Here is a 20,755-nt window from a genome sequence, read left to right as displayed (position 1 = left end):
TTATACAGCAATTCTGCCGGACTCGAGGGCTCCGAACCTCCCCGTTTCTGCTTATATAGCAATAACGGTTAACTTGGTTTGCGCATCCTCAGGATTCGAACCCGCTCCAGGTCAAGAACCAAGACCGAAACCGCTATTTGGGGAAAAGTTTTCCCAAAATCGCATTTTCAACTACACTGGAGCTATGAAGATCCTTTCTTTCGTGGCACGGAATCATCGCAGCTTCCGGGACGAGTTCTTTTTAGACATGACGCGGGAGTCTCTTAAGACTAATGTTCCTCGCGCGGGCGAAAGCTGGTCGGACCACCTGTTCCCCGTTGCCGGCATTTTCGGAGCAAACGCGTCGGGAAAAACGTCGGTCATTCGAGCCTTCGAATACGTTTATGCCGCAATCTTAAGTTCAAGTGGCGAGTGGTCGGATAAACGTGTGTTTCCACGTGACCCATTTCGTCTTGACTCGCACTCGCGTTCTTCTGAAAGCTTCTACGCCCTCGATTTCCTTCTCGACATGACAGAGGAACAGGCTTCGCACTTCAACAAACCCACGGGTTCCGATCGCACATTCCGGTTCACCTACGAATTTTCTGTTGATCCTCAAGGCATCAAGCATGAGTTCCTGCAGGTGTATCTCAGCTCTCGGCCAACGGTTTTAGTTGAACGGGAACGCTCCGATGTCAGACTCGGCGCGCGTTTGGGAAGTATCGAAGTATCGCCCAGCGAGCTCGTCCTCTCTCGAGTCTTACGGGTGAACAGGGGTATCCTGACCTCGATCAGTGAATCGATCGTCGAAGGTCTGCATATCTTCCATGTCGGTGACCGTGAACGCGACTCTCGTCTCTCATATATCGCCAAAGAGGTCGCGAATAACCGTCTCGATCTTAAAGATCTGATCGATCTGGCTCGAATCGCCGACGTCGGCGTCGAAAATATCACGGTCGATGAAGAGGAGTTTCCACCAGACATCCTTCCAGACCTAAAAGAATACCTAGCCAAATTTTCCGGCGGTTCCGAGCCGCTCGAAGACACGGGAAATAATTCCGACGCAACATCACATGAGCCCGCGGAAGCGGATGCACTTGTTCGGTCAATCTTCCCACGATCCCTACGCTTCGAGCACCGCGCCGACGGAACCGCCGATCAAGCAGACTCTTTCAGCCTTGAAGACGAGTCATCAGGCACGTTAGCCTGGCTTGCACTCGCCATAGATGCGCTTACGGCGCTACGGAAAGGAACCGTGCTGTGCGTTGATGAACTAGACACCAGCCTTCACCCGCAACTGGCTGCTCTGCTCGTGTCGCTCTTTCAGAATCCGGAGCACAACCCCCGCGGGGCACAGCTCATCTTCACCTCGCATGATGTGAGCCTTCTCAGCGCCCACAGCGGGCTTGATCTTCACAAACGCCAAATCTGGTACGTGGACAAAGATAACTCGGGCGCTAGCGAACTGTATTCCTTAGGTGACTTCACAGACGTGAAGAAAAACTCCAACATCACCAAGCAGTATCTTGAAGGCCGCTTCGGCGCAGTTCCGCGCTTAGCTCCCTCCCTCATTTACCGCTTGATCGGTAAGCCTGATTCGCCGTCGACTGCAATCACCGAAGAGGCATCATGAGTAAACAGCGCAAACGCGGCCGGAACGCTTACAAACCGCGCTCAAGGCCAGTCCGGCGCAAGTATCGAAAAGTTTTAGTGGTGGTGGAAGGATCAAAAAATAAGTCCGAACAGGCCTATTTCGAGCAGCTTAATCAGGAGCTCCGTCAATCCGCTTCCATTTCGATTGTTGTTGAAGCGGGAGAAGGTGAGCCTTCTAAAGTATTGCGCGCATGTCAACGCAAGACAGTACAGGAACAAGAACGCACAGGCGACTCCAAGCCTTTCGATATTCGCGTCCTCGTCGTCGACGTCGACGAACACGCCAAGTTACCGTCTGTCTTGGAGCAATGCGAAAAGGAAGGCATCCACGCTCTCGTAACTAACCCCAGATTTGAGCTCTGGCTCCTATGGCACAAAGAGGACTACACCCGGGCGGCATCTGCACAAGATATAGATGCGAGGGTTCGCAGACTCAAGCTAGTTGGCGGATCAGGAGGGAAGGAGCTCGGGCGCGAATTTCTTATTACAAACTACGCAGAAGCGATTCAGCGAGCACGCAGGGCCTGGCCTGAGCTGTCACCTAACCACATAGGACCAGATCCTTCTAGTGCTATCCCGTGGCTCATCGACAAACTTTCTAGCGGATAGCGGCGCGAAGCGCGCAAATTGCCGTAAGGTAGAAGGGTGAGTATCCGAGTTTTCTTTGTTGGTGACGAACTGGTAGCCGGTTATGGTGATGCCCGGGCGCTGGGCTGGGTTGGCCGCACAATCGCCCGCTCGCCACATGAACCGCCGATCATGGCCCTACCGCTAGCCTGGCCTGGTCACAGCACGGAACATTTATCCACCAGCTGGGAACACGAAGTACTTCCCCGCTTGGATCGCGAAGCAGATAACCGCCTCGTCATCGGACTCGGATCGCGCGATATCGGCCGCACCTCCACGGCACGCTCCCGGCTCTACCTTGCCAACATGCTCGATAACGCGCAGCGTCAAGGGTTGGCGACATTCGTCGTCGGGCCACCGCCGCGCCTAGATGTTTCCGATCGCGCCCAACAAGACCTCAGTGATGCGTTCCAGGAAGCCTGCGACCGCCGCCAGGTCCCCTATGTGGACACCTACACGCCACTCAAACGCCACGAACAGTGGCTCACCGACATGGCCACCTCACCAGACGGCTACTGCCCACGCCAAGCCGGATACGGGCTCATGACCTGGCTCATCCTCCACAAAGGATGGCATAACTGGCTCGGCATCGAACCGCCGGTCGCAGAATAAAAAGATGGCCGGAGCAACAACTCCGGCCACCGTAGCTTTACGAATTCGGGCGCTTACCGTGATTCGCAGGGCGCTTCCTGCGATCCTTACGCTTCCTACCACGCTTCGACATATTCAGCTCCTTTTCTCAACTCCACAAGTGTAGCGGCTATACAGCCTACCGGCCAACCTGGTACTTGGTGATCCGCGTGATCTTCATCCGCAACGACTCGGGCGCGGATTCGCCACAACACCCGCGGCGGATCACTTTCCGGATCACGATCTCTTCTTCGATCCGGCGCAGACAGGCCGGGCAGTTCGCGCTATGGCGAATGAGGCGTAGCGCGTCTTGTTCGGTGATCTCGTTGTCGAGCAAGGCGAAAAGCTGGTCGAGAACGTCGTCGCACCGACACTGCTGCGCACAGTCACAACCGGAGCTTTCGCACGCGCACTCTTGCAGCTGCGCCATGAGTTCGTCCAGTTTCCTGCTCACACCGTCTCCTTCACATAGCCCAAATCGCGTGCGTAATCACGCAGCAGATCGCGCAGCTGTTTGCGCCCGCGGTGTAAGCGAGACATGACCGTGCCGATCGGGGTGTCCATGATGTCGGCAATTTCCTGGTAGGAAAAACCTTCCACGTCCGCAAGATAGACGGCCGTACGGCGGTCCTCCGGGAGCTGTTCGAGCGCTTCACGAATCTCTTCGTTCGGCAGGTTCTCCAAGGCTTCCATTTCCGCCGATTTCAACCCGTACGGATGATGATGCCTGGCCCGATATTCCTGCCAGTCTTCGGCCTCACCCGCATCGGACTCCAATGGCCTGCGCTGCTTTTTGCGATAGTTGGAGATAAACGTGTTGTTCAAAATCCGGTACAGCCACGCTTTCAGGTTGGTACCGGGTTTGAACTGGTGGAATGCCGCGAACGCTTTCTCGAACGTTTCTTGGACGAGATCCTCGGCGTCTTGCGGATTGCGAGTGAGCCGCATGGCCGCGCCATACAGCTGGTTAAGGTACGGTACGGCGTCGCGTACGAACCGTTCGCTACGTTCGCGTTCGGTTTCGTCGCCAGCCCGCACTAGTGTCTCGTTACCCATTCGTCTCCTTACGCTATTCAATATAGCGCACGGCTAGAGTACGTTGCCTTCCCGGATCACCTGCTCCACGTCGAGGGCGTCGTTCATGACGACGGCGTTAACCGTGGCACCCGGCCGCCAGGTCAAAGTAACGCCCGGGGTGTCTTCAGAAAAACCGACCGCTCGTGCCGGGGCTCCCACGCAGCAGCGCACGGCGTCTTCCATTGACACGTAGCCGCCGCCGACCATCCGCTGTACCTGTTCGGCCATCCGCGATGTCCCTCCGGCAATCGCACCGCCGCGTACGAGCCGGGCAGTTCCGTCCACGATCTTGACGCCCTGCCCGCCAAGCACGTATTCGCCGTCGGGCATTCCGGCACCTTCCATCGCGTCCGTGACGAAAACGACGCCGTACGGGTTGGATTCGCCGACGTATTCGACGACGTCGTGCACCAGATCCGGGTGGACGTGCACCGAGTCGGCAATCAGCTCGACCACACACGTGCCCTGTTTGGCTGCCGCAACTAGTTCACGTACCGGGCCTGGGGCCCGGTGGCCGAGCGGTGGCATGGCATTGAACAGGTGGGTGGCCGTCTGTGCGGGAACCTTCAGCCCGATGTGAACGCCGTGAGCGGTGCTTTCTTTCAACACCTTGCGGGTTGCTTCCAGCTTGGCATTCGTGTGCCCCCAGGAGGGCACCGCACCGTACTCGTGTAAGAGCTTGGCCGCCTCCACCGCGCCGGCCACTTCAGGGGCGATCGTCATCGTTTTAATCCAGCCCCTGCCGGTCTCTAGCCACTGGCGAAGCTCGTCCAGATCCGGTTCGCGAATCGCCTCCGGATTCTGCGCGCCTGCCTTGTGTGGCGAAATATACGGGCCTTCCAAATGGATGCCCTGCAGCAGTCCTTCATCGCACGCCGTGGCAAGGCCGTCGATTGCCGGGATGGTATCCACCAGGGAGACTGTGGAGGCGAGCATCGCCGTCGTCCCCATCTGCCGGTGTGCATCCACAGCCTGCTTGACGCCGGCCAAACTCGGATCGTCCGGAAACGAGGATCCCCCACCGCCGTGGCAGTGAATGTCAATGAAACCGGGCGTGATCCAGCCGGTCACTGACGGATCGGGGTCGAGCACGCGCACAACCTTTCCGTCTGCAATCTCCAGCCCGGAACCGACCAGTCGGCCGTCACCGTCAAGAAGTTTTCCGCGGATAATCATGCCAGCTTCTCCCAGCGCACAGCGTGCATCTCCCGGCCGCGCAGCTTCGACGCCGCCGCTTCATCCACATACACCCGTACGGACGGATGCATCTGCAAGATCGACGCCGGGCAGCCCGACGAAATCGGACCTTCCACCGCGCACGCAATCGCGTCTGCCTTGCCCTCGCCAGTCGCAATCAGCATGATGTGCTGCGCCTCGAGAATTGTGCCGAGACCCTGCGTGATACACATGTCGGGCACGTCGTCGATGTTGTCGTTAAAGAAACGTGCGTTGTCTTCTCGAGTTTGGCGGGCCAGCGCATCCACGTGTGTGCGCGAAACGAGCGAGATACCCGGCTCGTTGAATCCGATGTGCCCATTCGAACCGATTCCAAGGATTTGCAGGAACACTCCCCCGTTGTCACGGATAACGGCGTCGTATGCGGCGGCCGATTCACGCGCGCCGTCTGGGACGTCGACGTCGCCGTTCGGGGTAAACAGGTTCTCGTCGCGAAGTCCCGTCTTGTCCTCGCCCACAAGCTCACCTTGGAGCACTTTACGGTAGCTTTCCGGATGCCCCACCGGCAGGCCGATGTACTCATCGAGCGCAAAGGCTTTCGCGTCGGCGAGCGTGAACGTGCCGGCGGCGTGTGCCTTGCGTAGCTCTTCGTAGAGCGGCAGGGGCGTAGAACCGGTAGCCACTCCCAGATTACGCGGCGTTGCATCGGCCATCATGGTGATCAGGTAGTCGGCTGCCGCTTTCGCCAGCGAAACCTCGTCCGTAAAAACTCCAACCTTCATATCGTGTCCTTTTCTCGGCACGTGCCGCTATGTGCGCGCTTGTTCGCACGCGAAAATTTATTGTTATTTGTTGACCGCGTTCACGAACCACGACGTGATTGACGTTGGGTGTGTGATCGCAGTTCCGACGACGACGGCGTACGCCCCGGCGTCCATCACCTGGCGGGCTTGCTGGGGCGAATGTACTCGCCCTTCGCAGATCACTGGCAAGTCAGGGAACTCTGCCACCATCTGCTCAAGCAGCTCGAAGTCCGGGCCGTCAGTTTTTTCTCGTTCTCCGGAATAGCCGGCGAGTGTCGTGGAAATGATATGCGATCCGGCCTCGGCGGCCATCCGCGCGTCGTCGATCGACCCGCAGTCAGCCATGATGAGTGCACCCTCGTCTTTCAACGCGGCCACGGTTTGGGTGTAGGTCAGCCCGTCCGGGCGTGGGCGGCGCGTGGCATCGATTGCCACGATGTCTGCTCCTGCCATGATGCACGCGCGCGCATGCCGCAGGGTGGGCGTAATGTAGACCCCGTCGTGGCCTTCTTTCCACAGCCCGATCACCGGCACATCTACTTGCCCTTTGATCGCCGAAATGTCGGCCAGCCCCTGACACCGAATGGCAGCGGCACCCCCGCGTTCGGCCGCGAGCGCCACCTGCGCCATCGTCTCCGGATGGCGCATCGGTTCTCCTGGATAGGCTTGAACTGACACGATGAGTTTCCCGCGCAGTGATTCGATCACGTCGTTCGACATATGTTGGCCTGTCTTTCGTAGGTTATTGGTTGCGTAAGAAATTGATGGCCGCACCCATGAGGGGCGCGCTCGATCCTAATTCACCGAGAACGATCGGGGTGCCGGCAACCGGGTCCATTGCGCGCGCCGCATAGCCCTCGCGCAGTGCCTGCCACCAGCGCTCGCCCGAACGAGTCATAGAGCCAGAGAGCACGACGACGGACGGGTCGATCGAGTTCGTTAACGTCGCGATCGTCTCCCCGAGCGCGAACGCGGACTCGGTGAACACTCTTTGAGCAAGCTCGTGGCCGGAGTCGGCAAGGTCTTGGAGCTCTTTACCGTTGGCCACCCGCGGATCGCCGAACTCCCGGCGCTCGTTGAACCAGTTCGTAATGCCGTGCCCGGAGGCGATCGCTTCGATGTGGCCGGTGCGCTGGCACGAGCACACCAGCCCATCAGCAAGACAGTGGTGGATGTGGCCAAAGTGACCGGCAAGGAAGTGCTCACCGAAGTCGATCTGACCGCCGCGGATCAGCGCTCCGCCGATGCCGGTTCCCACCGCCAGCGAAAGCACCGTATTAGCGCCCCTGCCTGCTCCCCGCATAGCTTCACCCAGGCCGTGAGCGTGGACGTCGTTGATGACGTGCACGGGAAGCCCGCTCGCCCGAGCGATAATCTTTCCGAGCTCAGTACCCGCCCACTGGGGCATCGTGTTCGTTGCCGACACGATGCGCCCGGTAGCCGGGTCAACCACACCCGCGCTGGCGATACCGATCCCGAGGAGAGAGGAGTGGTTCGCCGCCACCTCTTTTACGAGGTCTGCGAGTCGCTTGGCGACGGTCGGACCGCCAGCGCGAGCGTTGGTTGCCATGGTCTGGACGCTATCGAATGCGAGGTTATCCGCGTCCGTGAGCGACCAACCAATTTTGGTGCCACCAATATCAATCGCGAGGATCTGGGCACCTGTCATTGATTCCCCCTAGTTCAGCAGGCCAGCCTGGCGCAGTACGCCAGCGACGGCCTCCACGTTGTGGCCTTCGAGAGCCTGCACGGGTTCGGGCATGACGTTCGTGTCGAACACGCCAAGCAGCATGAGCGCCGTCTTGAACGCACCCACACCGGCCGCGAAACCGAACTCGCCAGTGGTGACCGATGTGATCCGCATGAGGCGCGCCGCGTAGTCCTGCAGTTCGCGCACTCGATCCCAGTCGCCTGCCTGAGCGGCATGCCACTGTTCCACGTACACTTTCGGTTCCACGTTTCCGAGCCCGGGCACGGACCCGTCGGCACCGGACATGTAGGCGCCGTCGACGACGACCTCGTGCCCGGTGAGCAACGTCAGATCGAGCCCTTCCTCAGTGCGCATGAGTGCAAGGTTGCGGAAGGAGACGTCGTCGCCCGACGAATCCTTCACACCTTGCAACACGCCCTCGCGGGCCAGCTCGATGATCATCGCCGGGCTGAGTTTGACGTGCACGCACACCGGGATGTCGTAGGCGAACAGCGGCAGATCGATTGCCTGTTTGATGAGGCGGAAATGCCGCTTGATCTCCTTCGGCCCGAGGATCGCGTAGAAGGGTGCGGTTGCCACAATGGCATCCGCGCCAAGTTCTTGGGCGACCCGTGCCTGTTCGATTACGCGCGGTGTGGTCGTGTCGATCACGCCGACGAGGATCGGCGTGCGACCTGCCACGATCCGCACTGTTTCCGTGATGACCTGCCGCCTGCGCTCGTCTGTCGAAAACACGACTTCGCCAGACGAGCCGAGGATGAACAGGCCGTCCACTCCGGCGTCGATAAGCCGGTTTACGTGCCGTTCGTAGCTGACGACGTCGAGTTCGCCGTCGGCGGTCAGTGGGACGACTACGGGAGGTATAACTCCGCGAAACGTCATGATGATGTTCCTCCGAGATCCGGATGTAGAAGGGAGGGCGCAGCGCCAAGCAGCGTCCGAGTATAGGGGTGGCTGGGGTTGGCAAGGAGCTCCTTTGCAGGACCTTCCTCGACAACCTGGCCGGTATTCATCACTGCGATACGGTCAGAAATGTAGCGCACTGTCTGAATGTCATGGGAGATGAACACCATGGCGAGCCCAAGTTCGTTCTTCAGGTCCATGAGCAGATTGAGAATCTGTGCACGGACCGAGACGTCCAGGGCCGACGTCGGCTCATCCGCGATGATCGCATCGGGGCGTAGCGCGAGCGCACGCGCAATAGCCACGCGTTGACGCTGACCGCCCGACAGCTGGCCGGGTAGCGCGTCAAGCGCCGACTGCGGGAGTCCCACCTGCGTGATGAGTTGTTCCACACGCTCGTTGCGCTCCTCGTCGGTGCCGATGTCATGCACCCGCAGCGGGTCAAGCAGCTGGTCGCGAACGTGCATGCGCGCGTTCAACGCTGTTGCTGGATCCTGGAAGACGACGGAAACGACTCGGCCGATCTTGCGCCGATCAGCGGCACTGCGCTTCGTCACTTCCTCGCCCTTGAAGAACACCTGACCGGAGGTCGGTGCTTGCAGTCCGCACATGACGTTTGCCGCGGTGGACTTACCAGAACCGGACTCACCGACGATGCCGAGCACCTGGCCGGGCATCACCTTGAGGTTCACCCCGTTAACGGCATGCACCTTGTTCGGGTTGAAAATCGATCCCGTGCGGGTCTTGAACACCACGTGCACGTCACGCAGTTCAATGATTGGTTGTGTCATCGCTGTTCCTCCTGTGGTACACCGGGCTGCTGGGGAGCTTCATAGCCGGCCTCTTCCCACGCCGAATCAGGTACCGCGGCATACACGTGATCGCGCCCGGGGATCTCCATGCGCACCGGCGGAGTGTGGATTCCGACGTCGGGATGCGAGGAACGCGGTGCGAACCTGTCTCCATCCGGGAAGTCCTTCGGCGAGGGCACCGTGCCCGGCACCTGGTGCAGACGCTCGGCGCCCGCTTCGATGGACAGCACCGAACCAAGCAGACCGCGGGTGTATTCGTGAACCGGGTTGGACAGCAGCTCGGATGTGGGAGCTTGCTCGACAACCTGGCCCGCGTACATGACTGTGATCTTGTGTGCCACTTCGGCAACCAAGGCCAGATCGTGGCTGACGAACACCATGGCAAAGCCAAGCTTTTCGCGTAGCTCGTTGAGCAGGTCGATAACCTGCTTTTGCACGGTCACGTCGAGTGCCGTGGTCGGCTCGTCGGCGATGATGAGCTTCGGGTCGCGCGTGAGCGCCATGGCGATGAGGACTCGCTGGCGCTGACCGCCCGATAGTTCGTGCGGGTAGGACTCGAGCGTCCGCTTCGGATCGAGGCCCACGAGCTCGAGGAGCTCCTCGGCGCTGCGGGTTCCGCCGCGCGAGGTCAGCTGCTTCATCTGCGAACGGATGAGCATTGCCGGGTTGAGCGAGGACAGCGCGTCCTGGTAGATCATCGCCATCTCGTGTCCCAGCAGGCCCTGCCGCTCGGACGCGGGCATCGTCAGCAGATCCTTGCCCTGGTACAGAGCTTGACCAGAGATCTGCGCGCGGGAATCGATCAGGCCCATGATCGTCAGTGCCGTAATCGACTTGCCACAGCCGGATTCGCCGACCAGGCCCATCGTTTCGCCCTCGTTGACGGTGAAGGACACGTTGTCGACGACGTTGACGTCACCGTGACGCGGGAAGCGAATCGACAGGTTGCGCACCTCGAGCAGTGGCTTACCCTCGCCCGTTGCCACGAACCTGTCAGTTCGCTTGGATTCCACCGCGGCCAGCTGGTTAAGCCTCTGCTGGAGCGATTCGGCCTGCTTTTCGTGTGCCAGGCGCGGATCGAGCAGGAGCTTATCCTGTTCGCGGGTGGCTGCAACGTTGTCAACCTTCTGATCACCAGAGGGGGCTGCAACCATGGCGTCCGTAATGCCTTCGGACAGGATGTTCAGGCACAGCACGGTCAGCATGATGAACACGCCCGGGAAGAACGCTGTCCACCACTTACCTGCCAGCACCGACATGTTCGACGACGCGTCGGACAGCACGTTACCCCAGGTGGCAACCATCGTGGACTGCAGGCCCGAACCGATAAAGGTGAGCGAGGCTTCCAAAATGATCGCGTCAGCCACGAGCACCGTGGCGAACACGAGCACCGGCGCTGCAGTGTTGCGAGCGACGTGCTTGATGAGGATCCACGGTGCGCGAGCGCCCGCCACGATGACGGCGCGCACGTAGTCTTCGCCGTACGCGCTCATCACGTTCGCGCGAACGATACGTGCCAGCTGCGGCGTGTAGACGAATGCGATCGAGAAGATGATGACGGCCACGAGGCCGATCACGTTATCGGGCTCCAACCTGCGCGAGAACACGAGCACCATGACGGCCGCCATAGCAATGCCGGGCACGGCCATGATGATGTCCATGATGCGCATGATCACTTCGCCGATCCACTTGCGGGATACGGCGGCAACCGCGCCGATGATCGAACCGAAGAACAGTGCCACGAGGGTGGCCAGCACGCCGATCATGAGCGAGTAGCGCCCGCCGTACAGGATGCGCGAGAGCACGTCACGCCCGGAGTGATCGGTTCCGAAAAGGTGTTCCTTTGAAGGCGCTTCCCACACGCCAAACAGTTCGTCAGGAGTGTAGGGGGCGATCCATGGAGAAAGGAAGGAGACGATGAGGATGATGACGAGGAAGGCCAGCGCTAGCTGCGAGCCGAGGCTCATGTTACGAAGCCGGCTGAAACGCTTCGTCGTCACAGTGTTGAGTTTCTGCTTCTTAGATGTCATGTCACACCGACCTAATGCGCGGGTTGATGAGCAGGTAGAGCATGTCAACAATAATGTTGACGACGATGAAGGCCAGTGCCACCACTAGCGCACCACCCTGCACGAGGTTGACCCAGTTGTTTTGGATACCGAGGATGAGCACTCGGCCCATGCCTTGAATGTTGAAAATGATCTCGATAACGACGGCGCCGCCCATGAGGTAACCAACGCGCAAACCAAGCACGGTCACCGGCGTAATCAGGGCGTTACGTAGAACGTTACGGCCGATCACAACGGAGCGTGGCACGCCTGCACCGAGCGCGGTACGAACGTAGTCGCGGTCAAGCTCTTCCACCATCGAGGTACGCACCACGCGGGTCATCTGGCCGATCACAGGAACGGCCAAAGAGATCGCCGGCAGTAGCATGCGCATGAACCAGCCGCTGAAGTCTTCCGTCATCGACGGCAACTCACCGGACACCGGGATCGAGCTGCCAACGAATGCGAGCACGAGCAGCGATGCGAGCCAGAACGAGGGTGTGCCGATGCAGATCACGGACAGCACGCGGATCAGCTGATCCGGCCACTTGTCACGGTAGATTGCCGAGACGATGCCGAGCGGGAACGAAACAAGCACGGCGATGATCAGGCCGAAGAAGGTGAGAGAAAGGGTAACGGGAAGTGCCTCAGAGACTAGATCTGTGACCTTGTTTCCCTCGCCGATGCCGTAAAAGCCCAGATCGCCCTGGAGCATGTTGAGAAGATAATTGCCGTATTGCACGAGGAACGGATCGTTGTACCCGTGCTTGACGCGGAACTCTTCGAGAGCTTCCGGCGTCGCGAATTCGCCGAGTGCCGTGTAGGCCGGATCGATCGGCGAAAGAGACATGATGAAGAAGACGAGGAACGTTACGCCTATCACCATGATGGGGAGCGCTAAGAGTCGCCGCCCAAGTAGTCGTAAAAGATTATTCACTGTCCTGATTTCCCCTTCTACTGCGAAGGACGAGATTCAGCTGTGCTGAGTTATGCCACCGCGCTGTGGCGCACGTGCGGTTTGTGAAAATGAGTGGGAGCCGTGGAGGGGGAGGTTGATGCCCTCCACGGCTCCCAGTTTGATGCGCTAGAGCGCGTTACTTCTTGACGGTTGCGCCAACGAGCTCAAGGCCCGTGGTGCCGATGCCGTCAACGTTGTCGAGCTTGTCCTTGTTGAAGCCCGTGATCATCGTGCGGTGGAAGAGCGGGTACAGTGGCGCTTCTTCCGCAATCAGATCGAGTGCCTCAGCCCACTTGGCCTTGGCCTCGTCGCCCGTCAGCTGGGAAGCTTCGGTCGACAAGTCGCGGAGCTTCGCGAAGGCCTCCGGCGAGGTCTTCGCCCAAGACGTACGCTGCTGGGTCCACACGTTGTCGCCGTACCACCAGTCGATGATGATGCCCGGATCCTGGCCGAACACGGACGGATCGCCCGGTGCGAGAGCGACGTCGTAGGTCGGGTTGTCGACGTCGGCGAAGTTGGCGTACAGATCACCGGACGCCATGGACTGGACGTTCACGGTCAGGCCAGCGGCCTCGAGATCCTGCTTGATCTGCGGGGTCAGGTTCTGAACCCACGGGTGATCCGTAGAAATCAGGGTGACTTCCTTCAGGCCGGCGTCGGCGAATGCCTTCTTGGCTGCTTCGACGTCGAAGTCCATCTGGGTCTTGGCCTTGGAGTACATCGGGTTAGCTTCCGGCAGGAAGGCGGTGGATGCAATCGCGTCACCGGACAGTGCGGTGTCAACCAGCTTCTGGCGGTCGATCGCCTGGTGGAACGCGCGGCGAACCTCAGGCTTGTCGAACGGGGCCTTCGTGGTGTTGAACATCAGGAAGGCGTTGTTGTAGCCGGGAACCTCGTCGAGGCTCCAGCCAGAGCCGGCGAGCTGGTCCTTGGTTGCCGACGGCACGGTTTCCATGACGTCGATCGTGCCGCCGAGAGCAGCGGAGAGGCGTGCGGAGTCATCCTTGAGGACTTCCCAGTGCATGCGCTCAACCTGCGCCGGCTTGGAGCCGTTGTAGTGCTCGTTCGGCACTGCTTCAACAGCGGTGTTTGTGATCGTCTCGTACTTGAACGGGCCGGTACCAATCGGGAAGGAGGTCATCTCTTCCTGGGTGGACTTGGCCGGAATGATCTTGACGTTGACGAGGCGCTCCTTCAGGCCTGCGAACGGGTACTTGAGCTTAACGGTGACCGTGCGGTCGTCCTTCTTCGTCACCGAATCGATGAAGGTGAAGAACTGCTTGTAAATCGAGGTTTCGTCCGTCGTACGTGCCCACGATTCGAGGACGTCGTCAGCTGTGACGTCGGTTCCGTCCGAGAACTTTGCACCTTCGCGCAAGCCGATCTCGTATTCGGTGTCCGAAATCTCAACAGGGTCGCCAGCAGCAAGTGCCGGGTAGACCTCGTAGGTGGCCATGTCGAACTCGTACAGACCTTCCATCACGTGCCAGTTTGTGCCCATGGCAAGTGCCGACGACGTGGTCGACGGATCATAGTTGGTCGTTTCGTAGGCGACGCCCAAGTTGATCTGACCCGAAGGCCCGGCGCTTGTGCTTTCGCCCGTCGACGGCGAATCTCCGCCGCCGTTTTCACTTCCTCCGCCACCGCAGGCGGAAAGGACCAGCATCGCTGCCGCCGCAACGGCAGTAACCTTGGCCCAGCGCTTTGATGAACGCATGTTGTTTCCTCTCCATCGAGTGAATTATGAAGCGTCCTTGCTCCATATCGGGTACAATCAATCGTATGTTGTCAGACAAGTCAGCGCAACTGCTTTTAGAAAAGTTCTCTCCGCCAACGATGTCGGAGAAGCCTCGCGAGCCGATTTCGTCCGTCAACCGCTCTTTCGCCACGATGGATGCAATCAAGTCGTACATACTCCATCATGAGCTCAAGCCCGGCGACCCGCTGCCGAGCGAAGCCACACTGTGCGCCGATCTACAGGTCTCCCGTTCTTCGGTTCGGGAAGCTCTTCGTAAGCTGGAAGCGCTCGATATTGTGCGCGTGCAGCAGGGGCGCGGATCGTTCGTCGGGAAAATGTCGCTTGAACCGATGGTAGAAACCCTCGTCCTCCGTTTTGCACTGGATGCCCGCTCGGGCACCGAATCTTTACGGCAAGTGGTCTGCACGCGCCGGTTCCTTGATCTTGGAGTTGCCGATTCGCTCGTGGCCGCAATGAAGGGCACGTCGAATCCAGAGCTGGAAAAGGTGGTCGAAAAAATGATTGCCAAAGCTACGCGGGGCGAAAAGTTCATGGACGAAGACATGGCATTCCACTCGGGGCTCATGGCCTATCTCGACAACGAGCTGCTTTCTCAGCTGAATGCGGCCATGTGGCTCATCCACCAAACGTTCATTCCCGAACTGGATCCGCAATCCGCCGAAAGTTTGTTGCTCACGGCCCGCGCCCACGAGCGCATGCTGATCACCGCGCAAAACGGTGACGTGGGCGCCTACCGAGAAGCTGTGATCGACCACTACGAACCACTTGTCAGCCTGCTAGAAATGGACTAATGGATTTACCGCTTGCATACACCCGGGTTGGTTCCGGGCCACTTGTCATACTCTGCCACGGCGTCACAGATAGCGCGGCCGCACTGGCCGATCTCGCATGCCGCTTGGCAGACCAGTACACGGTTGCCTCGATTGATTCCTTGGGCCACGGACTATCTCGCCGCATGACGACGGCGGAACTTGCCGATCCGATGAGCGCCGCCTTATCCGCGTTGGAAGACACGGTTGCCGGCCTTGTAGAAGCGTTCGGCCCGGCCGTGGGAATCGGGCATTCGATGGGCGGCGCGCTTGTTACCCGGCTGGCAGCCCTGCGCCCGGAGTTGTTTGCGGGCGTGATCGGTGAGGATCCGGCGTGGCTCAGCCCGGAGCAGGCGCATGCTTACGCCGCGGCGGCAACGCGCTCAGTGGACGCCCAACTGGCAATTCGCCGCGATCCGGCTGCCGCGTTGGAGGCGAATCGGCAGGAGTATCCCGCCTGGCCAGGCGCCGAACGTGCCGGCTGGCTGGCTGGCAAACTCCAGGTGGATCTCGACTTTCTGGCCACTGGCGAGGTCGGCTACACCGATTGGCGTTCGTGGGTGCCAAAGCTGGCGGTTCCCACGCTCATCGTGACCGGCGACAGCGCAGACGTGATTCTCGGCCAGCGCGGCCTGGACGAGATCGGCGCGCTTGGCAACGCGAACATCGAGGGCCAGGTACTTCCTGGTACGGGCCACTGCGTGCGCCGCGACGACGCCGATGCTTTCGATCACCTCGTGCGCGGCTTCCTAGAGCGGGTACACCAGGGCGGTTCGACGCCGTCAGCCACACAGACAACTAACCTCACGCCCACAGCCAGCTACACCCCCACAGCCAGCTACACCTCAGCAACCAGCACTACCTCCACACCTATAGCGAGTACAGGGCAGCTGCCCGCGTGGCAGTGCACCGGCACTTTCACTACTGGGCCTGTGCTCACGGGCGATGCCGATGACGGGCGCTGGACGCTCGCAGTTCGCGACGGCGCGCTGCGCCTGTGGGGTACCGGTTTCGACTATGACATCGAAGATGCACACATCCTCGGCGATCATGCGATCACGATCGTGGCAGGCGACTACACCCGCGTTTTCTTGGACGGCTACGAAGTGTGGGCGAGCGAGATTCGCCTGACCGGCACGCCCACAGTTCGGCAGGGCAGGCTCACCGAGCTGAGCATTCCCGCTGGTTCTCCCGACGCCGTAGCAACTCGCGTACGCGACGCCGCGCCCCTGCCGCGTCCGCTCGTGCCGTTCGCGGCGATGCGCCTCTCGGATCGAGATGCGGCCATGGCAGGCGCACTCGACGAGCTGGTTATTCATGCCAAGTTCCGGGTGCGCGGCCCGGGCCAGTACGGAACGATTGTGGCCGCGGGCGTTTCTGAGGCAGACAACACTGCGCCCATGCCCGTTTTCCACGCCGAGATCGACGGCACTGCCGGCATTGTTCTCCACTTGGGAGACAGCACAATTTTCGCCGAGGGCAACTGGTCCGACGGACGCTGGCATCACCTGGCACTGGCCTTCACCCGCGGCGCCATTCAGATCTGGGTGGACGGCTGGCTGCACGCCCACGAACCGGGCACCGCGCCCGCGTTCACCGCGCTCGCCATCGGCCAGGATTTGGCCGGCCACCGGCTCATGGGTGAAGTGGGCGGCGGCGGAATCTACCGCCCGCTGTCCGATCAGCAGATCGCGTTGCTCGCTGGTCGCCCTACACTTTCACAGGTGCCTGTTTTTGATGCCTATCCCACGGGAGCTTTCCACCGGATCCCGGCGCTCACCCGCACGAGCCGCGGCACCCTACTTGCGTTTGCCGACCGCCGCCGTGACCTTCCCAACGATGCCCCGAACGCTACCGATCTGGTGTTGCGCCGCTCGTTCGACGACGGCGCTACCTGGCAGCCTGTGCAGGTTGTGGCGAGTTTCCCGGGTGAGGGCACGGACGGCGTCGCTGTCACAGATGCGGCAGCCGTGGAAGATTCCACGGGCACGATCCACGTGCTAGCCGATTTTTACGCCGCACACACGGGCCTGCTCAACGCCCGCCCCGGCCCGGGTATGGATGAGCGCGGCGTGTGGCTGCATGACTCAGCCGGCACGCAGTACTTCCTGCCGGGAAGGTGGCCGGCCGCACCCACCGGCGTCGTCGATGCCGACGGCAACCCGACCGACTGGGAGGTCTCCCCCGATGGGGCGCTCACCAAGAACGAAGCCCCTGCTGGAAACGTGCTCATCGACAGCGAACTGCTCGCCTACAAGACGGCGCATATTGGGGTGTGGAGCTCCGATGACGACGGCGCCACCTGGTCGCCCATGCGGCTGATCACCGACCAGGTGAAAGAGCCGTGGATGACCTTTTTGGGGATAGGCCCAGGCAACGGCATCCGGCTTGCTTCGGGCAGGCTGGTTGTGGCGTGCTACTTTTCGACCGAAGATGGCACGCAGCACTCGGCGGCCACGCTGTTATCAGACGACGACGGCGCCACCTGGCAACGCGGGCCGTCGCCAAATGATGACCGGCTCGTGGCAGGAGAACACGTAGACCCGCGCACGTTTACCGATCCGAGCCTGACGATGACGGAATCAGCGCTGGTCGAGATGGGCGGGCGGCTAGAGATGTTCTCCCGCTCCCAACATCCGCGAGTGCTGCGCACATACTCCACCGATTCAGGCAATACGTGGGCTGAGGTGGTGGAAGATCCGCAGTTGCGGGAAATTTTCTGCCAGCCCGCCGCCACCGTCACCTCGGACGGCGCGCTCGTGTTCGCGAACGCCTCCCGCATGCTTCCCTACCGGGGCTGTGGCACGGTGTACCGACTCGACGATGGCCGCTGGGTGGAACGTGCGATCAATCCGCGCCACCACGGCTACCAGGCACTAGCCGCGCTTGACGATGGCGACGTGGCGATGCTGTGGGAACGGGAAACGGCTGGGGTCTGGTTCACGCGCATCCCGGCGTCGATATTTCAGTAGACTGTGAACGACCACACGTAAACCCTGCCGGATCGGAGAAGCACATGATTACTGCCCTCGCTCGCCCTTTGCTGGCCGCACCGTTCATCGCCTCCGGGCTTGACGCCGTCATGAATCCTGAAGAGCACCGCGAAGCGGCCAACCGAGCGTTCGACGCCGTGGGCATGCCGCTACCAAGTAAGACCTCAATCGACCTCGTCACCCGTGCCACCGGCGTGGCGTTCACTGTTGCAGGGCTGTGCCTTGCGCGCGGGAAAATGCCGCGCACATCCGCTCTGGCACTCGGGGCAATGTACGCTCCGATTTCGCTGGCTCGCAATCCGTTTTGGACTCAAGAAGGGCGCGAACGGCGGGATTCGATTTCCGCGCTCATTTCGGCTGCCGGGCTGATCGGCGGAGCGTTCATCGCGTCCCAAGATCGTGGTGGTAAGCCGTCGCTTGGTTGGCGCGCCCAGCAGATCGCAAAGAACGCGTCCGAAGCGGTATCCGAGCGAGTTCACACAGGTGAGCGGCGGTGACGTGGGCTGCTCCGCACTGTGAGACCGTTACCGCAACCGTTGAACTTCCCGGTTCCAAATCACTAACTAACAGATACTTGGTGCTCGCCGCGCTCGGCGATAAGCCGACGACCATCCATCATCCGCTCGTGGCGCGCGACACCGAGCTCATGGCAGGCGCACTCGAGGCACTCGGTGCCGCGATAGAACGCTCCGACGACGACACGGTATGGACCGTGCATCCCGGCGCGTTTCGCGGCGGCCGTGTTGACTGCGGGCTGGCTGGCACAGTCATGCGTTTCATCCCGCCGCTTGCTGCCTTTGCCAGCGAGCCGGTGACGTTCGACGGCGACCCTGCGGCCCGCGTGCGTCCGATGAGCGCAATTGTGGGCGCGTTGCGCGATCTTGGTGTGCAGGTGGATGCGGCGAGCTACGACGGCGCGCCAGTCCTTCCGATCACGGTCCGCGGCACCGGCGAGGTCAGTGGCGGGCAGCTCGAGATTGACGCTTCGGCGTCGTCCCAATTTGTGTCGGCGCTCCTGCTGGCCGCACCACGCATGACTCGCGGTCTCGACCTGCGCCACGTGGGCGGCACGCTACCGTCCCAGCCGCACATCGACATGACCGTCACAGTGTTACGCGAAGCGGGGATCGACGTCGTCGCCGAACCTACCCGGTGGATCGTCACGCCGGGGATTCCGCGCCTCCCGGACGTCACGATCGAGCCGGACCTATCAAACGCGGGGGCTTTCCTTGCTGCCGCGATGGTCACCGGCGGCAGCGTATCAGTCCCCCGCTGGCCAGAACACACCACGCAACCAGGGGATGCGTACCGGCAGATTTTCGCCGATATGGGCGGGCACGTATCGCTCGACGACGGCGTTCTGAGTGTCACTGGACCGCAACAGCTTGTGCCCTACGATGCCGACATGAACGACGTCGGTGAGCTCGTACCGACCGTGGCCGCAGTCGCCGCGTTCGCACCCGGCACCTCCCGACTACGCAATATCGGCCAGTTGCGCGGGCACGAAACCAACCGTCTGGCTGCCATCGTCACCGAACTGGGCAAGGTCGGAGTGCCAGCTCGCGAAGAAGGCGACGACCTCGTCATTACGGGCACGCCCACCCGGGCCGCCGTCATTGAGTCTTACGACGACCATCGCATGGCCACCTTCGGCGCAATCCTCGGCCTGCGTATCCCGGGGATACGCGTGACCAACATTGACACGACGGCGAAAACCCTGCCCGGGTTTGCGAACATGTGGACGGCCGCCTTTGGGGAAGCTTGCGACCATGAGGCGTGACATCGGCACCGACGATCCGCGGGTGCGCGTGCGGCCGGGCAAACGCTCGCGCCCCCGCACGAAAATCCGGCCCGATTATTCGAACGCCCGCCGCGGACGCGTCTTCCGTGTTGATCGTGGTCGCTATCACGTCACAATGCTCGACGACGGCACGAAGGTGACGGCCGTGAAGGCGAAAGAGTTGCCGCGCGGGGCGATCGTCGTCGGCGATGTGGTGGCGATGACGGGCGATCTGTCTGGCAGAAAGGACACGCTAGCGCGGATTACCGAAGTTGACGAGCGGCGTACTGCCCTGCGGCGCTCGGCGGAAGAAACCGAGGCTGCCGGAACGGAACGGGTGATCGTGGCGAACGCTGACCAGCTCGTCATCGTCACGGCGATCGCGCAGCCAGAACCGCGGCCGGGCATGATCGACCGGCTCTTGGTGGCTGCCTACGACGCCGGCATGACCCCGATCCTGCTACTGACCAAAGAAGACCTCGGCGATCCGAGCACTTTGCAAGACCTCTACGCCCCGCTCGATCTGGACATCTATACCTCGGCGATTGATGAGGTGGCTGGCACGGCGGAGATCACCGAGATCGCGCAGGCGCTCGAAGGTCACGTGTCCGTGCTCGTCGGCCATTCCGGGGTGGGCAAATCCACCCTGATCAACGAACTCGTGCCCGCTGCTGACCGGGCAACCGGAGATGTCAACGAAGTCACCGGCCGCGGGCGGCACACCTCGACCTCCGCAATGGCCTTCCCGCTTGCCGAAGGCGGCGTGGTTATCGATACTCCGGGCGTGCGCACGTTTGGCCTCGCCCACGTGGAGCCCGAAGATCTCCTCCGCGGCTTCCCTGACCTGCAAGAGATCGCAGATGACTGCCCGCGCGGCTGCGAACACGCGGACGCCTCGATCGACTGCGCGTTCGACGACGCACTCGCCCAGGCGAGCGACGGCCGGTTACGCGCACGCGTCGACTCGTTTCGTAGGCTACTCGCCTCCCGCACGGCGATGGAACCGGACTGGGCGTAAAAAGCCGTCTATGCTGGAG

20 protein-coding genes are annotated in these 20,755 nt (G+C 61.1%); 8 read left to right on the top strand and 12 right to left on the bottom strand.

Annotated elements, in window-relative coordinates:
- Nucleotides 1-184: 184 nt before the first annotated feature.
- Genes EL234_RS07190 through EL234_RS07180 form a run of 3 tightly spaced genes read left to right on the top strand, consistent with a single transcriptional unit; the run spans nt 185 to nt 2,871 of the window.
- Nucleotides 185-1,612: an AAA family ATPase gene (locus EL234_RS07190; protein ID WP_126416816.1), complete on the top strand. Its 1,428-nt coding sequence runs from the start codon at nt 185-187 to the stop codon at nt 1,610-1,612.
- Nucleotides 1,609-2,241 carry an RloB family protein gene (locus EL234_RS07185; RefSeq protein WP_126416815.1) on the top strand — a complete coding sequence of 211 codons (633 nt, stop codon included), beginning with the start codon at nt 1,609-1,611 and terminating at the stop codon, nt 2,239-2,241. The genes EL234_RS07190 and EL234_RS07185 overlap by 4 nt, the downstream gene beginning before the upstream one ends.
- 42 nt (nt 2,242-2,283) lie before the next feature.
- Nucleotides 2,284-2,871, top strand: coding sequence for a GDSL-type esterase/lipase family protein (locus tag EL234_RS07180; protein WP_126417293.1), 588 nt, complete (start codon nt 2,284-2,286; stop codon nt 2,869-2,871).
- 37 nt (nt 2,872-2,908) lie between these two features.
- On the opposite strand, the gene EL234_RS09545 is transcribed toward EL234_RS07180, so the two are convergent.
- The 12 genes from EL234_RS09545 to EL234_RS07125 all read right to left on the bottom strand — a co-directional run bounded on the left by EL234_RS09545 (nt 2,909) and on the right by EL234_RS07125 (nt 14,094).
- Nucleotides 2,909-2,983 carry a 50S ribosomal protein bL37 gene (locus EL234_RS09545; protein WP_407701393.1) on the bottom strand — a complete coding sequence of 25 codons (75 nt, stop codon included), beginning with the start codon at nt 2,981-2,983 and terminating at the stop codon, nt 2,909-2,911.
- Nucleotides 2,984-3,028: 45 nt separating this feature from the next.
- Nucleotides 3,029-3,343, bottom strand: coding sequence for a mycothiol system anti-sigma-R factor (gene rsrA / locus EL234_RS07175; RefSeq protein ID WP_126416814.1), 315 nt, complete (start codon nt 3,341-3,343; stop codon nt 3,029-3,031).
- Nucleotides 3,340-3,945, bottom strand: coding sequence for a sigma-70 family RNA polymerase sigma factor (locus EL234_RS07170; protein ID WP_126416813.1), 606 nt, complete (start codon nt 3,943-3,945; stop codon nt 3,340-3,342). Before EL234_RS07170 ends, rsrA begins: the two co-directional genes overlap by 4 nt.
- Before the next feature lie 33 nt (nt 3,946-3,978).
- Complete coding sequence (locus EL234_RS07165) at nt 3,979-5,142, bottom strand: N-acetylglucosamine-6-phosphate deacetylase (RefSeq protein ID WP_126416812.1); 1,164 nt, start codon at nt 5,140-5,142, stop codon at nt 3,979-3,981.
- Entirely contained in the window at nt 5,139-5,924 is a 786-nt protein-coding gene (locus EL234_RS07160) for a glucosamine-6-phosphate deaminase (RefSeq protein WP_126416811.1), read from the bottom strand. Before EL234_RS07160 ends, EL234_RS07165 begins: the two co-directional genes overlap by 4 nt.
- A 63-nt stretch (nt 5,925-5,987) precedes the next feature.
- On the bottom strand, nt 5,988-6,665 hold the full coding sequence (locus tag EL234_RS07155; RefSeq protein ID WP_126416810.1) for an N-acetylmannosamine-6-phosphate 2-epimerase: 678 nt from the start codon (nt 6,663-6,665) through the stop codon (nt 5,988-5,990).
- Nucleotides 6,666-6,687: 22 nt separating this feature from the next.
- Nucleotides 6,688-7,614: an ROK family protein gene (locus tag EL234_RS07150; protein ID WP_126416809.1), complete on the bottom strand. Its 927-nt coding sequence runs from the start codon at nt 7,612-7,614 to the stop codon at nt 6,688-6,690.
- A 9-nt stretch (nt 7,615-7,623) separates the two neighbouring features.
- On the bottom strand, nt 7,624-8,538 hold the full coding sequence (locus EL234_RS07145; protein ID WP_126416808.1) for a dihydrodipicolinate synthase family protein: 915 nt from the start codon (nt 8,536-8,538) through the stop codon (nt 7,624-7,626).
- Nucleotides 8,535-9,350, bottom strand: coding sequence for an ABC transporter ATP-binding protein (locus EL234_RS07140; RefSeq protein WP_126416807.1), 816 nt, complete (start codon nt 9,348-9,350; stop codon nt 8,535-8,537). Before EL234_RS07140 ends, EL234_RS07145 begins: the two co-directional genes overlap by 4 nt.
- Nucleotides 9,347-11,401 (bottom strand): dipeptide/oligopeptide/nickel ABC transporter permease/ATP-binding protein, encoded by a 2,055-nt coding sequence (locus EL234_RS07135; RefSeq protein WP_126416806.1) that lies wholly within the window; start codon nt 11,399-11,401, stop codon nt 9,347-9,349. Before EL234_RS07135 ends, EL234_RS07140 begins: the two co-directional genes overlap by 4 nt.
- 1 nt (nt 11,402) lies before the next feature.
- On the bottom strand, nt 11,403-12,356 hold the full coding sequence (locus EL234_RS07130) for an ABC transporter permease (RefSeq protein ID WP_126416805.1): 954 nt from the start codon (nt 12,354-12,356) through the stop codon (nt 11,403-11,405).
- Between the two features lie 157 nt (nt 12,357-12,513).
- Complete coding sequence (locus tag EL234_RS07125; protein WP_126416804.1) at nt 12,514-14,094, bottom strand: ABC transporter substrate-binding protein; 1,581 nt, start codon at nt 14,092-14,094, stop codon at nt 12,514-12,516.
- A 65-nt stretch (nt 14,095-14,159) separates the two neighbouring features.
- Here EL234_RS07125 and EL234_RS07120 point away from each other — a divergent pair, with 65 nt between their 5' ends.
- The 5 genes from EL234_RS07120 to rsgA are packed head-to-tail and all read left to right on the top strand — an operon-like array spanning nt 14,160 to nt 20,736.
- Nucleotides 14,160-14,927, top strand: coding sequence for a FadR/GntR family transcriptional regulator (locus EL234_RS07120; RefSeq protein ID WP_126416803.1), 768 nt, complete (start codon nt 14,160-14,162; stop codon nt 14,925-14,927).
- Complete coding sequence (locus EL234_RS07115; protein ID WP_126416802.1) at nt 14,927-17,917, top strand: alpha/beta fold hydrolase; 2,991 nt, start codon at nt 14,927-14,929, stop codon at nt 17,915-17,917. The genes EL234_RS07120 and EL234_RS07115 overlap by 1 nt, the downstream gene beginning before the upstream one ends.
- Nucleotides 17,918-17,961: 44 nt before the next feature.
- Entirely contained in the window at nt 17,962-18,435 is a 474-nt protein-coding gene (locus tag EL234_RS07110; RefSeq protein WP_126416801.1) for a DoxX family protein, read from the top strand.
- Nucleotides 18,432-19,718: a 3-phosphoshikimate 1-carboxyvinyltransferase gene (gene aroA / locus EL234_RS07105; RefSeq protein WP_126416800.1), complete on the top strand. Its 1,287-nt coding sequence runs from the start codon at nt 18,432-18,434 to the stop codon at nt 19,716-19,718. Before EL234_RS07110 ends, aroA begins: the two co-directional genes overlap by 4 nt.
- Nucleotides 19,708-20,736 (top strand): ribosome small subunit-dependent GTPase A, encoded by a 1,029-nt coding sequence (gene rsgA / locus EL234_RS07100; protein WP_126416799.1) that lies wholly within the window; start codon nt 19,708-19,710, stop codon nt 20,734-20,736. Before aroA ends, rsgA begins: the two co-directional genes overlap by 11 nt.
- The last annotated feature ends 19 nt before the right edge of the window (nt 20,737-20,755 follow it).

Origin of the sequence: Trueperella bialowiezensis (genome assembly GCF_900637955.1) — a bacterium.
GTDB classification, from domain to species: Bacteria; Actinomycetota; Actinomycetes; order Actinomycetales; family Actinomycetaceae; genus Trueperella; species Trueperella bialowiezensis.
The sequence above is the reverse complement of the archived record's forward strand: the minus strand, read 5'-3'. Positions and strand labels throughout refer to the sequence as shown.